At 65.0% G+C, this 14166-nt stretch carries 13 protein-coding genes; 11 read left to right on the forward strand and 2 right to left on the reverse strand.

Annotated features, from left to right (window positions below):
• Positions 1 to 50: 50 nt before the first annotated feature.
• The 4 genes from PFX90_RS00105 to PFX90_RS00120 all read left to right on the forward strand — a co-directional run bounded on the left by PFX90_RS00105 (position 51) and on the right by PFX90_RS00120 (position 5025).
• Positions 51 to 842: an ABC transporter substrate-binding protein gene (locus PFX90_RS00105; RefSeq protein ID WP_285709084.1), complete on the forward strand. Its 792-nt coding sequence runs from the start codon at positions 51 to 53 to the stop codon at positions 840 to 842.
• Positions 839 to 1837, forward strand: coding sequence for a FecCD family ABC transporter permease (locus tag PFX90_RS00110; RefSeq protein WP_285709086.1), 999 nt, complete (start codon positions 839 to 841; stop codon positions 1835 to 1837). Before PFX90_RS00105 ends, PFX90_RS00110 begins: the two co-directional genes overlap by 4 nt.
• The gene (locus PFX90_RS00115; RefSeq protein WP_285709088.1) at positions 1834 to 2577 is read left to right on the forward strand and encodes an ABC transporter ATP-binding protein; all 744 of its coding nucleotides are present in this window, start codon (positions 1834 to 1836) and stop codon (positions 2575 to 2577) included. The genes PFX90_RS00110 and PFX90_RS00115 overlap by 4 nt, the downstream gene beginning before the upstream one ends.
• A gap of 393 nt (positions 2578 to 2970) precedes the next feature.
• Positions 2971 to 5025 (forward strand): TIR domain-containing protein, encoded by a 2055-nt coding sequence (locus tag PFX90_RS00120; RefSeq protein ID WP_285709090.1) that lies wholly within the window; start codon positions 2971 to 2973, stop codon positions 5023 to 5025.
• Positions 5026 to 5058: 33 nt separating this feature from the next.
• Here PFX90_RS00120 and PFX90_RS00125 read toward each other — a convergent pair whose 3' ends face one another.
• Both PFX90_RS00125 and PFX90_RS00130 read right to left on the reverse strand, forming a co-directional pair.
• A complete protein-coding gene (locus PFX90_RS00125) occupies positions 5059 to 5643 on the reverse strand; it encodes a hypothetical protein (protein WP_285709092.1) in 585 nt (194 codons plus the stop codon).
• A gap of 172 nt (positions 5644 to 5815) precedes the next feature.
• Positions 5816 to 6400 carry a hypothetical protein gene (locus tag PFX90_RS00130; protein ID WP_285709094.1) on the reverse strand — a complete coding sequence of 195 codons (585 nt, stop codon included), beginning with the start codon at positions 6398 to 6400 and terminating at the stop codon, positions 5816 to 5818.
• A gap of 419 nt (positions 6401 to 6819) precedes the next feature.
• On the opposite strand from PFX90_RS00130, the gene PFX90_RS00135 reads away from it, so the two are divergent.
• From PFX90_RS00135 to PFX90_RS17125, 7 genes are all read left to right on the forward strand, one after another.
• Entirely contained in the window at positions 6820 to 7428 is a 609-nt protein-coding gene (locus tag PFX90_RS00135) for a glycoside hydrolase family 19 protein (protein WP_285709096.1), read from the forward strand.
• A gap of 16 nt (positions 7429 to 7444) precedes the next feature.
• On the forward strand, positions 7445 to 7819 hold the full coding sequence (locus PFX90_RS00140) for a hypothetical protein (RefSeq protein WP_285709100.1): 375 nt from the start codon (positions 7445 to 7447) through the stop codon (positions 7817 to 7819).
• Positions 7819 to 8700 (forward strand): hypothetical protein, encoded by an 882-nt coding sequence (locus PFX90_RS00145; protein ID WP_285709102.1) that lies wholly within the window; start codon positions 7819 to 7821, stop codon positions 8698 to 8700. Before PFX90_RS00140 ends, PFX90_RS00145 begins: the two co-directional genes overlap by 1 nt.
• Positions 8701 to 8733: 33 nt before the next feature.
• Positions 8734 to 9024 (forward strand): hypothetical protein, encoded by a 291-nt coding sequence (locus PFX90_RS00150; RefSeq protein ID WP_285709103.1) that lies wholly within the window; start codon positions 8734 to 8736, stop codon positions 9022 to 9024.
• Positions 9025 to 9232: 208 nt separating this feature from the next.
• A complete protein-coding gene (uvrA, locus tag PFX90_RS00155) occupies positions 9233 to 12139 on the forward strand; it encodes an excinuclease ABC subunit UvrA (protein ID WP_285709106.1) in 2907 nt (968 codons plus the stop codon).
• A 240-nt stretch (positions 12140 to 12379) separates the two neighbouring features.
• Positions 12380 to 13489, forward strand: coding sequence for a DUF262 domain-containing protein (locus PFX90_RS00160; protein WP_285709109.1), 1110 nt, complete (start codon positions 12380 to 12382; stop codon positions 13487 to 13489).
• A 6-nt stretch (positions 13490 to 13495) separates the two neighbouring features.
• A complete protein-coding gene (locus PFX90_RS17125; protein WP_419180066.1) occupies positions 13496 to 13960 on the forward strand; it encodes a HEPN domain-containing protein in 465 nt (154 codons plus the stop codon).
• The last annotated feature ends 206 nt before the right edge of the window (positions 13961 to 14166 follow it).

The raw sequence follows: 14166 nt of genomic DNA on the forward strand, positions 1-14166 counted from the left end.
CGCGGGATCGCATCACGACGGGGCTTAGGGGCCGATGCGCGGGCGCGCTCTTGCTGGCGCTTGCCGCCTGCGCGCCTGCCGCGCCGGTGCCTCCGAAAGACACCGCGCATCCCACCATCCTGAGCCTCAACCCCTGCCTCGATGCGATCCTCGTCGAGCTCGCGCCGCCCGAGCAGGTGCTGGCCCTTTCGCACTATTCGCGCGATCCGTCCTCTAGCTCGATCCCGCCCGACACCGCCGCGCGCTACGGCGTCACCGGAGGCACCGCCGAGGAGGTGATCGCTGCAAGGCCCGATCTGGTGCTCGCCTCGATCTTCCTCCCCCAGCCGACCCGCAGCGCTCTGGAGCGTGCGGGGCTGCGGGTCGAGACCTTCGGCAGCCCGACGAGCATCGCCGAGAGCGCCGAGCAGGTCCGCGCCGTCGCCGCGCTGGCGGGGCGCGCAAGCGAGGGCGAGGCGCTTGCCGCGCGCATCGCTGCCCCCGCAAGGCCGCCGGGCGCGCCCATCGACGCGCTGCTGTGGCAGCCGGGCGAGATTGTCGCGGGCGAGCAGACCCTCGTCGCCGAGCTGCTGCGCGAGGCCGGTTTTGCGAGCGACGCCGCGCGCCGGGGCCTCGGCCAGGCCGACCGGGTGAGCCTCGAGAGCGTGCTCGCCGATCCGCCGCAGGTGCTGCTCGTCGCGGGCGACGCGGCGGGGCAGCGCCATCCGATGCTGGCGGGCGGGCTTTACCGCACCCATGTGGCGTCCTTCGACCCCTCGCTGATCTATTGCGGCGGCCCGACCATTTTGCGTGCGCGGGAGCGCCTCGCGCAAATCCGCGCCGAAGCGGAGCGGATGCCATGAACCGCGCGAGCTTAGTCTTCGCCGCGCTGCTGGCGGTGCTGCTGCCGCTCTCGCTGCTGGCGGGCCGCGTGTGGATTTCGCCCTTCGGCGATGGCCCGCACAACGCTGCGCTGATCCTCGCCGAGCTGCGCCTGCCGCGCGCGGTGCTGGCGGTGGTGATCGGCGCAGGGCTCGGGGCGGGGGGCGCAGCGATGCAGGGCTATCTGCGCAATCCGCTCGCCGACCCCGGCCTCTTCGGGATCGCGCCGATGGCCGCGCTGGGCGCGGTGGCGAGTTTCTGGCTGGCCCCGCTGCTCCCGCCCGCCGTCGCCGCTTGGAGCCTACCCGTCATGGCGCTCGGCGGGGCGGCGCTCGGCATGGCGGGGCTTGCGCTGATCGCGGGACGCACCGCGTCTGACGGTGCCGAGGGCGCGGGCGGCGGAATCGCGCTCTTCACCCTCGCCGGGCTGATGCTGGCGAGCCTCGCGGGCGCGCTGACCGCGCTCGCCATCACCCTCGCGCCCAATGCCTTCGCGCTCTCCGAGATCGTGCTGTGGCTCAACGGCGCGCTCACCGACCGTTCGTGGCGCGAGGTCTGGATCGCCGCGCCGCTGACCCTCGCAGGCATCGGCGTGCTGGCGCTGGCGGCGCGGAGCCTCGACGCGCTGACGCTGGGCGAGGCGGCAGCGCGCTCGCTCGGGGTGGAGCCGCGGCGGTTGCTGGTGCTGCTGGTGATCGGGATCGGGCTGACGGTGGGCGCAGGCGTGGCGGTGGCGGGGATCATCGGCTTCGTCGGCCTTGTCGTGCCCCATCTGGTGCGCCCGCTGACCGACCGGCTGCCTTCGAGCCTGCTGCTGCCCTCCGCGCTGGCGGGCGCCTGTCTGGTGCTCGCGGCGGACAGCATTGTCCGTATTCTGCCGCTGGTGACCGAACTCAGGCTCGGCATCGCGCTTTCGCTGATCGGGGCGCCGTTCTTCGGCTGGCTGCTGGTTCAGATGCGGCGGGGGCGGCTATGACCTTGGCGGCGGAGAACCTGAATCTGACCCGCGGCGGTCGGAGCGTGGTCGAGGGCCTCACCGCCGCGCTTGCCCCGGGCAAGATCACCGCCATCGTCGGCCCCAACGGCGCGGGCAAGTCCTCGCTGCTGCTGGCGTTGGCGGGCCTGCTCGAGCCTTCAGGCGGAGCGGTGACGCTGGACGGCACCCCGCTCGCCGCGCTTACCCCGCGAGGGCGCGCGCAAGCCATCGGCTACCTGCCGCAAAGCCCCGACATCGCCTGGGACGTGAGCGTCGAGAGCCTCGTCGCGCTCGGCCGCCTGCCGTGGCGCGATCGGGGGACAGCCGCAATCGAAGCCGCCTTGGCCGCGCTCGACCTCGAAACCCTGCGCACCCGCCCCGTCAGCCGCCTCTCCGGCGGCGAGCGGGCGCGGGTGCTGCTGGCGCGGGTGCTGGCCGGGAACCCTCGCTGGATCCTCGCCGACGAGCCGCTCGCCGCGCTCGACCTCGCGCACCAGCTGGCGCTGATCGCCCATCTCAAGGCCTGCGCGCGCGCCGGGCAGGGGGTGGCCATCGTGCTCCACGATCTCGCGCTGGCGATGAACCACGCCGATCACGTGCTGGTGCTCCACGAGGGGCGGCTGGCGCAAGAAGGGCCCCCCGCCGACGCGCTTGCTGGAGAGGTCATCGCGCGCGTGTGGGGGGTGAGCGCGCAATGGCTGGGCGAGCCGGGGCGGCGGGGGCTAGTTTCGGGCGCTTGAGGCTTCGATGCGGCGGGGAAGCCCTTGGGGTAGCTCCGCCCGCCGGTGTTCGGCCTGCCGCTGCACACCCGCAGAAGGGGCCAGGTTGCGACCCTCGAAGGGACCCGGCCAGCTCTGCGGGGAGGACTTTTATCTGACACAATATCGGCCCGTTGACGCCTTCAGATTTTCTGTAGGGGCGCGCGATTCCGGGTCAAAACCTTGGAAAACAGCCGTTTTGCGCTCGCCCCATGCGCGTTTGGCAAAGCTTGCCTGAACCCAGGCCGCGCCCGATTTTCCGTACCGACCCACGTATGTTTGCCTATTGCCGCCTTTCGTCCTAGCCTTGGCTCCGGCCTTGCCGCGGGGGAGGGGGCGACAGCTCCCGCGCGGGGACAAGCGTGGGGGTTCGGCATGAGCGATCCGGGGGGCACGTTCCGCTACAAGGCGTTCATCAGCTACAGCTGGGCCGATGCCAAGTGGGGCAAGTGGCTCCAGCACGGACTCGAAACCTACCGCACCCCGCGCGCGCTGGTGGGCGAGGAACGCGCGCTCGGCCCGGTGCCTGCGCGGCTCCACCCGTTGTTCAAGGACCGCGAGGAGGAGGCCGCAGGCAGCAGCATCGGCGCGGCGGTCGAGGCGGCGCTGGCGTCGAGCGAGTTCCTGATCGTGATCTGCTCGGCCACCTCGGCCAAGTCCAAGTGGGTCAACCGCGAGATCGCCTGGTTCAAGGCGCACCGCGACCCTGCGAAAGTGCTCGCGCTGATCGTCGGCGGCGAGCCGGGCGATCCCGACAACGAATGCTTCCCGAGGGCGCTGACCCATCTGGTCGATGCCGAGGGCAATGTCACCGACACGCCGCTCGACACCCCGCTCGCCGCGGATGCGCGCGAGAGCGGAGACGGCAAGCGCATCGCGCGATTGAAGCTCGCCGCGGCGATGCTCGGCGTCGGCCTCGACGAGCTGGTCCGCCGCGACGAGCGCCGCCGCACGCTTCGCACCCGCGCGGTGGTGGCGGCCTCGCTCAGCCTCACGGCCGTGATGGCGACGCTGACCTGGTTCGCAGTCGAAGCGCGCAAGGAGGCCGAGTTCCAGCGCAACCAGGCCGACGGCCTCGTCGAATTCATGCTCACCGACCTGCGCGCCAAGCTCGAACCGGTGGGACGGCTCGACGCGCTCGACGTGGTCGGCACGCGGGCGCTCGATTACTACGCCAAGCAGAAGCTCGCCGATCTCGACGCCGATGCGCTGGGCCGCCGCGCGCGGGCGCTGCTGCTGGTGGGCGAGCTTTCCAACCTGCGCGGCGACAGCGGCGAGGCGTTGAAAGCCTTCACCGAAGCCGCCGCCTCGACCGCCGAGCAGCTCGCCCGCGATCCCGACAACCCGCAGCGGATTTACGACCACGCGCAGAGCGTGTTCTGGGTCGGCTACATCGCCTATAACCGCGGCGAGCTGAAGAATGCCGAGGCGCAATACCGCGAATACAAGCGCCTCGCCGACGCGCTGCTGGCGATCGATCCGAAGAACCCCGAATGGCAGATGGAGAGCAGCTACGCCGAGAGCAATCTCGGGGTGATGTTTGACGCACAGGGTCGCATCGCCGAGGCGGAGCCGGCATTTGCCAATTCGCTCAGGATGGCCGAGGCGAGCGCCAAGGGCCGCGCCTTCGATGCCGACCGGCAGGTCGAGATCGGCAATGCGGCGAACTGGCTCGGCGTCGCCAAGGAGAAGCTCGGCAAGCTCGCCGAGGCGCGCGCGCTGCATGCCCGCGAGATCGCGATCTACGAGGAAGTGCTGCGCCGCGATCCGGCCAATGCCGTGGCTCAGAACCGGCTCGCCGTGGCGCTGCAATTTCTGGCGCGCGCGCAGCTGCAATCGGGCGAGATCGACGCGGCGCTGCGCTCCCACGACCGGGGAGTCGCGGTCAATGCCGCTCTGCGCCGGATCGAGCCGGACAATACCGAATGGCAGCAGACCGAGGTCGGCGGCCTGCTCGACAAGGCCACGACCCTGATCTACGCCAAGCGTCTCGCCGAAAGCCGGACGCTGCTGGAAAACGCCACCGCGCTACTCGGCCGCATGATTGCAAGAGACCCGGACAATGCCGAATGGTCGAAGGGGGTGCGTCACCGGCTGCTGGTCAGCCGCGCCCGGCTCGCGCTTGCCAGCGGGCAGGCGAGCGAAGGGCGCGGGCTGATCCGCGAGGCGATCGTGCTGACCGACAGAAACAGTCTCGATCGCATGGTCGCAGGCCTGCTTGCGGGCGAAATCGAGGCCCGGCTCGGAGCGAGCCAGGCCGCGCAGGCCCTGTGGGCCGATGCGCTCGCCGGCGCACCCGCATTTGCCGCTGCCGATGACGAGCGGTTCGTGCTGCTCAAGCGGCTGGGCCGGGGGGGCGAGGCATCGCAACTGGCCGCAGCGCTCGACAGGCGGGGCTATCGCCACCCCGCCTATCTGCGCGAAAAATAGGGCCGCTTACGGCGCCATGACCTGCCGCCCCGGTCAGGATGAGGTGTTGGTGGTCTTGGTCGTGATGCGCGGATCGATGGTGATGTAGTAATTGTTGTAGGCCGGCAGGACCAGCGCGATGGCATAGGCATATTCCGGCGTGGCCTTGGGCGTGTCGTCGTTGATCCGCAACTGCATGTCGTTCAGCCGTTCGATGCGCATGCCGTCGATCGGGATCGGGATCTTGGTGGAATATTTGCCTGCCGCATCCGTGCCGCAAAACCACCCGAACCCGGTCTCGCCCTGACCCGACGATTCATCGACGAACGCCCAGCGTCCGGTCACCCGGTTTCCGTTCGGGTCGAAAAGCAGACTGGAGTCGAGATTGATCGTGATGTCGACATTGTCGGTGTATTCGGCGTTGAACGGCATGTCGGTGAGGTTGATATCCCCGTGCTCATCCACGCGCCCCTCCATTCCCGTGGGGTGGCCAAGCGTCTGTTCGAACACGATGTTCGGCGCCTGGATTTCCAGACTCGGCGTGACTTGGACGAATGTGAGCTTGGGCCTGCACGTCAGGACGATGGACCGGTCCTTCGTCGTGCTGGCAGCTTGCGCAAAAAGTATGTCAGAGTTCATTGCTTCTCCCCCGTCCCTTGTTGCCATTGGCTGCGTGGCCTCGCCCGCAAGGGCTCCCGGGCGGGCCGCGCATCATTGCCGGGGGCCCCTGCGGGGGCGGATGCCGGGACGGTTGTGCCCGGCACCCCCTGCGCCACGGACCATCGCGATCCTCAGCCGCCGCGTGTCGCGCTCAGCACGAGGACTTATCGTTCAACATGAAGGACGAGGTATTGGTCGTCTTCGTCGTGATCCGCGGGTCGATCGTCATGTAGTAATTGCTGTAGCCCGGCAGGACGAGGCCCATCGCATAGGCGTAGGCTGGCGCGTTGTCGGGAGTGTCGTCGTCGATCACCAGTTCGGTGTCGCTCACCCGCACGAAGCTCATGTCGGGGATCGTGATCGGCACCGAGGCGCTGTAATTGCCGTTGGCGTCGGTGCCGCAGAACCAGCCGTAGCCGGTGACCGGGCCGCTGCCCGAGAACTCGTCCGGCAGCGCCCAGCGCCCCGCGACCGGCTGGCTGCCGTCCTGCGTCACCATCCGGCTGGTATCGAGCATGATCGTGATGTCGATATTGTCGTTGTAGGCCGGGTCATTGGGCATGGCGGTGAGATCGATGCTGCCGTCGCTGCCGATCCGCCCGTTCATGGCGGCGGGCACGCCATTGGTCTGCGTGAAGGCAATCGTCGCCCCGATCGAGCCGTCGGCGTTCCACACCAGCGTCGGCGTGCAGAGCATGGTGATCTGGCGATCCATCGTGTCGGTATCAGTGGTCATGGCTTTTCCCCCACCCTTGCGTGCGACTGACGGCGCATGGCGGCCCGCAAGGGTTTCCCGGGCCTGCCGCGCGATGCACTTGCAATCCCTCTGCCGGGTGGGAGTCTTGTCGATTCTGCCGGACGCTCCCCGCGCACCGGTCCCCCGCGGCGCATGCCCTTCGCTGTGATCCCGTCGATGGGCAGCGGGGAAAATGCGCCTTTTGCAACTCTTTGTAAATCACGTTTGCGCCCGCGTGCCGGGGTGTGCGGGGGAGGCGAGAGCAAAATTCCGACAGTCTCGCCATCATTCTGCCGCGCAATGCGCAGTTTATGGGGCTGAATTCACCTCACCCTCGACGTTTGTCGTAAATCAGCAAGCTGATGCGCGCAGGGAACTATAGGTTATCACGAGTTGGGCATTGGGAGGGGGTCGCTGAAATGGCTGGGATCAATCGCAAGTTTTTTTTCGATTTTGCGCGCCTGCATCTGTTCGGCGGCAGTCTGACCCAGAAGCAGGTTGAGGGGCTGCTGGCCATCCTCGATTACTGGGAAAGCAAGCATGCCGGCGATGATGACCGCAAGCTCGCCTATCTGCTGGGCACGGCCTATCACGAGACCGACAAGAAGATGCAGCCGATCCACGAATATGGCAGCACGGCCTATTTCAACCGCCGCTACGGGCCCGAGGGGCAGAACCCGGGGCTGGCCCGCTCGCTCGGCAATACCCAGGTCGGCGACGGCGCGCGCTATGCTGGGCGCGGCTTTGTGCAGCTGACGGGCCGGCGCAACTATGCCGACTGGAGCACGCGGCTGGGGCAGGACCTTGTCGGCAACCCCGATCTCGCGCTCGATGCGGCGGTGGCGACCCGGATTCTGGTCGAAGGCTCGCTGCTGGGCACCTTCACCGGCCGGAAGCTCGGTCGATACTTCGATGGCGATCTGGCGGACTGGCGCAACGCGCGGCGAGTGATCAACGGGCTGGACCGGGCCGATCTGATCGCGGGCCATGCGCGCAGCTTCTACGCCGCCATCAGCTACACTGTCTGAGACGGAGAGAGCTGCAATGCGTCATCTCGTCATTTCTCTCGCCGCCCTTGCCGTGCCTGCCGCAGCAGTCGCGGCAGGGCCGGGCGATTTCACCTGTGCCAACCGCCAGGCGCAGATTTCCTGCAACGGTGCGGCGTGCGAGGTCGAAACGGCCAGCTTCACCCCCATGTCGGTCTCGCGCAGCGGCAACCGGCTGGAGGTTTGCGCCTACACGGGCTGCTGGTCGGGCCCGCTCGATCTGGTGCGAACGCGCGGCGATCTGGTGATCCTCCACGCGCGGCTGTCAGGAGGGCAGGGCACGGCGAGCGTGACCTACGACCGCCGCCAGAAGATCGCGACCATGCTGTGGGGCAATTTCGCCCAGGCGATGAGCTGCGGGGAGGCACCGTGATGCGCGGCTCGCCGTTCCTGCGCTGGGTTGCTCTGGGCCTTGCCGCGCTGGGGCTGCAAGGCTGCATGACGATCAGAGGCACACAGGATGCCGTGCCCGAGCTTCGCCCCACCGAAGCGCTGGTGCCGATGACGACCGCCCTGACGCGCTTCGCAAGCAACGATGCCACGCTTCGCGGCGGCCTCAGCAAGCAGGATTATCGCGACATCGTCATCCGGGCCTATAGCCAGAAGATCGACGGGAAATATGCCGTGTTCGTCGACCAGCTCTATTCGGGCGATCGCGGCACGGCGCTTGGTTTCGATCTGTTGCAGCTTGGCCTTTCGGCGGCTACCGGACTGGTAAAGCAGGAAGCGGTGGAAGAGCTGTCGGCTGCCTCCACCGTCGCCGCAGGCGCGCGCGCCAGCATCGACAAGCGGCTGTTCTATGACCGGACCATTACCGCGCTGGTGGCCTCGATGGATGCCGAGCGGACACGGATCAAGGCCGACATCGCCCGCAAGCGCCGCCTGCCGGCAAACGAATATACGCTCAACGATGCCTTCGACGACCTCAATCTGCTGGTTGAAGCGGGCAGCCTCAACCGGGCATTCAGCAGCATCACCCGCAGTGCCGATGTGGCGCGCGAGCAGGCGCAGGCCCGGCTCGATGGCATCCCGGCGGCGTGCGAGGACATCAACGCGGATGATGGCGCGCTGATCCAGACCTTCCGGCAGTTCATCACCAAGGGTGAAGCCAACCTCCAGGCGGCAGCCAGTGCGATGGATATCCAGTTCGCTCCGGGGGACGATCGTACATCCGTGCTGCTGGACGGGTTTGCCACGGATTATTGCGGCAATACGGCCAAACGCGCGCTGCTGGAATCCATCGGCGCAAACTGATCCGTAGAGCCATCACAGCGAGGGGGCCGGGCAATGGCGACAAAGGAACGCAAATACAAAGGCTCGCTCACGCTGGGCAAGCTCGAGACCGCTTGCGAGGCGGAAGAACAGGCCTATGGCACGATCATCAAGATCGAGGCCTTGGGCGGATGGTCGGTTGCGACCTATGACAACGCCGAATTCCCGCCCTTGCAGTCTCTGGCATTCGTGCCGAAGGCGGGCGGGATTCCCGCGCCTGCACCGGCGCATGCGACCTTCCTGTTCGACGGAACGGCCACGGCGCTGGGTGTCGAAATTCCGGTCTCGGTCTATCGCACCAGCTGATCGTTTGCGCCCGGCCCGGCGGGGCTGACCGACGCGTGATCAAGCGCAGGGATCGGGCGCGGTGAGTGGCTGTGCCCGGATTGGCGGGCACCAATCGGACGATCGCCCGTTGCATACGCGCGTGCCTGTCTCCATCTGGGGATGAGCGCCGCGCCGCCTCTCCGCGCCCCCTTGACCCACGCGAACATCTCCGGAACAAACCTCTTCCATGAGCCTCACCAAGATCTCCGTGCGCGGTGCGCGCGAACATAACCTCAAGGGTATCGACATCGATCTGCCGCGCGATGCGCTGATCGTGGTCACCGGGCTTTCGGGGAGCGGCAAGTCCAGCCTCGCCTTCGACACGATCTATGCCGAGGGGCAGCGGCGCTATGTGGAGTCGCTCTCCGCCTATGCGCGCCAGTTCCTCGAGATGATGCAGAAGCCCGATGTCGAGCATATCGACGGGCTCTCGCCTGCCATTTCCATCGAGCAGAAGACGACGAGCCGCAACCCGCGCTCCACGGTCGCGACGGTGACCGAGATCTACGACTACATGCGCCTCTTGTGGGCGCGGGTGGGGACGCCCTATTCGCCGACGACTGGCGAGCCGATCAGCGCCCAGACCGTCAGCCAGATGGTCGACCGGGTGATGGCGCTCCCCGAAGGCACGCGCGCCTATCTGCTCGCCCCCGTGGTGCGCGGGCGCAAGGGCGAATACCGCAAGGAAATCGCCGAGTGGCAGCGCGCGGGCTTCACCCGGGTGCGGATCGACGGGGAGATTTACCCCATCGAGGAGGCCCCGGCGCTCGACAAGAAGTTCAAGCATGACATCGAGGTTGTGGTCGACCGGATCGCGGTGCGCGAGGGGATCGAGACGCGGCTGGCGGATTCCTTCGAGCAGGCGCTGAAGCTCGCCGAGGGGCTCGCCTATGTCGAACTCGCCGACGGGGTGGTTCCCGGCCGCGAGGACGAGGGCAAGGGCGGCGCGATGAAGGGCGCAGGCCTGCCGCCCAACCGCATCGTCTTCAGCGAAAAGTTCGCCTGCCCGGTCAGCGGCTTTACGATCGAGGAAATCGAGCCGCGCCTGTTCTCCTTCAACGCCCCCCAGGGTGCGTGCCCGGCGTGCGACGGGATCGGCGAGAAGATGCTGTTCGACCCGCAGCTGGTCGTCCCCAACGAGGCGCTGACGCTGAAGCAGGGCGCAGTGGTGCCGTGGGCCAAGTCCAACCCGCCGAGCCCCTATTACATGCAGGTGCTGGCTTCGCTGGCGAAGGCCTATGGCTTCGACCTCACCACCCCGTGGAAGGACCTCGCGCCCGAGCAGAAGCTCATCATCCTCCACGGCACGGGCGGGCTGCCGGTGCCGCTGACCTTCAAGGACGGCCGCCGCGAATACACCGTCCACAAGCCGTTCGAGGGGGTGATCGGCAACCTCAACCGCCGCATGATGCAGACCGAAAGCGCGTGGATGCAGGAGGAGCTCGCCAAGTATCAGACCGCGCAGGCCTGCGAGACTTGCGGGGGCAAGCGATTGAACGAGAAGGCGCTCTCGGTGAAGATCCCGGGTGCCGACGGGCCGACCGACATCGCCACCCCGGTGCAGATGAGTGTCGCCGATGCCAAGGCGTGGTTCCTCGATCTCGACCAGTATCTCACCCCGCAGCAGTCGCAGATCGCCAAGGCCATCCTCAAGGAGATCAACGAGCGGCTGGGCTTCCTCGACAATGTCGGGCTCGACTACCTCAACCTCGACCGCACCTCCGGCACCCTCTCGGGCGGCGAGAGCCAGCGCATCCGGCTGGCATCGCAGATCGGCAGCGGGCTTTCGGGCGTGCTCTATGTGCTGGATGAACCCAGCATCGGCCTCCACCAGCGCGACAATGACCGGCTGCTCGAGACCCTCAAACGCCTGCGCGATCTCGGCAACACGGTGATCGTCGTCGAGCATGACGAGGATGCGATCCGCGCCGCCGACCATATCGTCGACCTCGGCCCGGGCGCGGGGGTGCATGGCGGCGAGGTGGTCGCGGAGGGGACGCTCAAGCAGATCCTCAAGGCCAAGGGCTCGCTCACCGCGGACTACCTTACCGGCAAGCGCAAGATCGAGGTGCCGGCCAAGCGCCGCAAGGGCAACGGGCACCACATCGTCGTCAAGAACGCGCGGGCGAACAACCTCAAGGGGGTGACGGCAAAAATCCCGCTCGGCACCTTCTGCTGCATCACCGGCGTCAGCGGGAGCGGCAAGTCCTCGCTCACCATCGACACCCTGCAGGCGGGAGCCTCCCGCGTCCTCAACGGCGCGCGGGTCATCGCGGGGGCGCACGATGCCATCACCGGGCTCGAATATTGCGACAAGGTCATCGAGATCGACCAGTCCCCCATCGGCCGCACCCCGCGCTCCAACCCCGCCACCTACACCGGCGCCTTCACCCAGATCCGCGACTGGTTCGCCGGCCTCCCCGAAAGCCTCGCGCGCGGCTACAAGCCCGGGCGCTTTTCCTTCAACGTCAAGGGCGGCCGCTGCGAGAAGTGCCAGGGCGACGGCCTCATCAAGATCGAGATGCACTTCCTCCCCGACGTCTACGTCACCTGCGAGGAATGCCACGGCAAGCGCTACAACCGCGAGACGCTCGAGGTGAAGTTCAAGGGCCACTCGATCGCCGACGTGCTCGACATGACGATCGAGGACGCCGAGGAGTTCTTCAAGGCCGTCCCCCCGATCCGCGAGAAGATGCGGATGCTGAACGAGGTGGGCCTCGGCTACGTAAAAGTCGGCCAGCAGGCGACGACTTTATCGGGCGGCGAGGCGCAACGGGTGAAGCTGGCAAAGGAACTCGCCCGCCGCTCGACCGGGCAGACGCTCTACATCCTCGACGAGCCGACCACGGGCCTGCATTTCGAGGACGTGCGCAAGCTGCTCGAAGTGCTGCACCGGCTGGTGGAGCAGGGCAACTCGGTGGTGGTGATCGAGCACAACCTCGACGTGATCAAGACCGCCGACTGGATCATCGACCTCGGCCCCGAGGGCGGGGTGCGCGGCGGGGAGATTGTGGCGGAGGGGACTCCGGAGAAGGTGGTGAAGGAGCCGCGGAGCTTTACGGGGCAGTATCTGGCGCCGTTGTTGGCGAAGTAATCCAAGCCCCCCTCCCGCTTGCGGGAGGGGCTGGGGGTGGGCACGAGGCGAACCATTCTCCCCCGCGAGGGGAGGGGGACCACCCAACGTGGTGGAGGGGACGGCGACCCTCGAGATCATATTGTGTTGCGGCGCATCAATTTTTCCGCGAAAAACATGGGTCTTGCGCCTTGTCGTACCTCAACATAGAACTTCCGATATGACGACTAAAATACTTTTCGTCTTTCAGGGATTTTTAGCGTGACCGAACCGGCGACCGAGAGCGAGAACTTTGTTGTCTCTGCAAATGACGAGTATGCCATTTCTCTAGAAGAAGGTATTGAGGACGAAAGTCTACTTGAAGACCAGCAAGTCCGGCAGTTTAAAATAACAAGCTATGGTGCAGACTATACCGTTGATTCGCTTGTAAAAAGAATGCGTGGCGGTGCCTTCAAGATTCCTTCATTTCAGCGAAATTTTGTCTGGTCTCAGCGTCACGCATCGCGGTTTATTGAGTCGCTGCTTATGGGCCTTCCGATTCCAAGTATTTTCTTGTATAAAGAGTCGGATACAAATCACCATTTGGTAATTGATGGGCAGCAAAGACTTAGGACTTTGCAGGCTTTTTATGATGGAACTTTTGGAGAAAAGAAGTTCCGCTTAGTCGGCGTTATGGATCCTTGGAATGGTAAAACCTACGAAGATTTAGATCCATCGGATCAGCTCAAAATAGACGACTCGATCGTTCACGCGATTATTTTTCGTCAAGATACACCTGAAGACGCTCTCGACAGTATATATTATGTTTTTGAGAGAATTAATTCTGGAGGGATTCGCCTTTCTCCACAAGAAATCAGGAATTGTATTGCGGAAGGTCCATTTACTCAGATGGTAAAAGAAATTAACCTCCGCGAGTCTTGGAGAAATTTATTCGGTGGACCACCAAATAAACGTGCAAAAGACGAGGAACTTATAATTCGCTTTTTTGCAATGTTGAGGAATGGTGCTGATTATCAAAAGCCTATGGCGAAATTCCTGAATGACAGTGCATCGAGGTATAACAAGCTCAGCCAGCGCGAACTTGCAGGTATGACTGACGTCTTTTGTTCCGCGTCTGACGCTATATGGGAGGCGCTCGGCCCTGCTGCATTCAGGCCCAATCGACCGTTGAACGCAGCGGTTTTTGATGCCGTTATGCCAGTCGTTGCAAAAGCGCTATTGCACCGACCTATCTCTGCCGACGAGATTAGAGCTTCGTATGCTGCGCTGTTGGCTGACAAAGAGTTTGTGAGGGTAAGTGAGCGGGCGACTTCTGACGAGGAAGCGGTTCGCACGAGGCAGAAACTGGCAGCTGAGAAATTTGGGGTTTAGGGAAAGATGCGGCTTTCGATCGATAGTCGGGAGTTAAGTCTAGGAAATTTCATCACCCGATGTTCGGGTAATGAAATTCCAGAAGACGTTAGAGCTGCTATGAGAGTGCATAGTGTGGTTCAGTTATGTGGATACATTGAGCGTTCTATGGAAGTCATTGTTCTAACTAGGATCGAAAAGAGAGCGCACCCCAGGCTGATTGACTTCGTTAAATCTTACTTCAAGAAGGGCACAAATTTTCGATGCTCTGTAATAAAGAGCTTTCTTGAAAGATTTGACACAAGGTGGGCTAGAAATTTTCAAGACTTCATGGATGCCAATGATGATGTGGTTGAGCTAGTTAATTCAGCCTACTCTCTCCGAAATAGGGCAGCCCATGGGGATGCCATCCAGCTATCGGACAGAAGGTTGATCGAGCTATTTGATGGCGCCAAACGTGCGGTGCAGGGGATTATCGACGCGACGGCGTGACGCATGAGTTTGTCAGCCCTATAACTCCCTCCTTTCCTACACCCCCACTCCAAGCATACCCTCCCACCCAAGCGTCGGCACTGTGCATCTCGCTCCCGCCTTGCCCTTCGCCCCGCCAGCCCCTCGGCTTGTCCGTTTGAGGGGGAGGGCAGGGGCCTCGGGCGCTCTGCGCGGGGGATAGCCGGCAGGCCCGGCGCTCTCGCGGC

Source organism: Erythrobacter oryzae (genome assembly GCF_030271515.1).
GTDB classification, from domain to species: Bacteria; Pseudomonadota; Alphaproteobacteria; order Sphingomonadales; family Sphingomonadaceae; genus Erythrobacter; species Erythrobacter oryzae.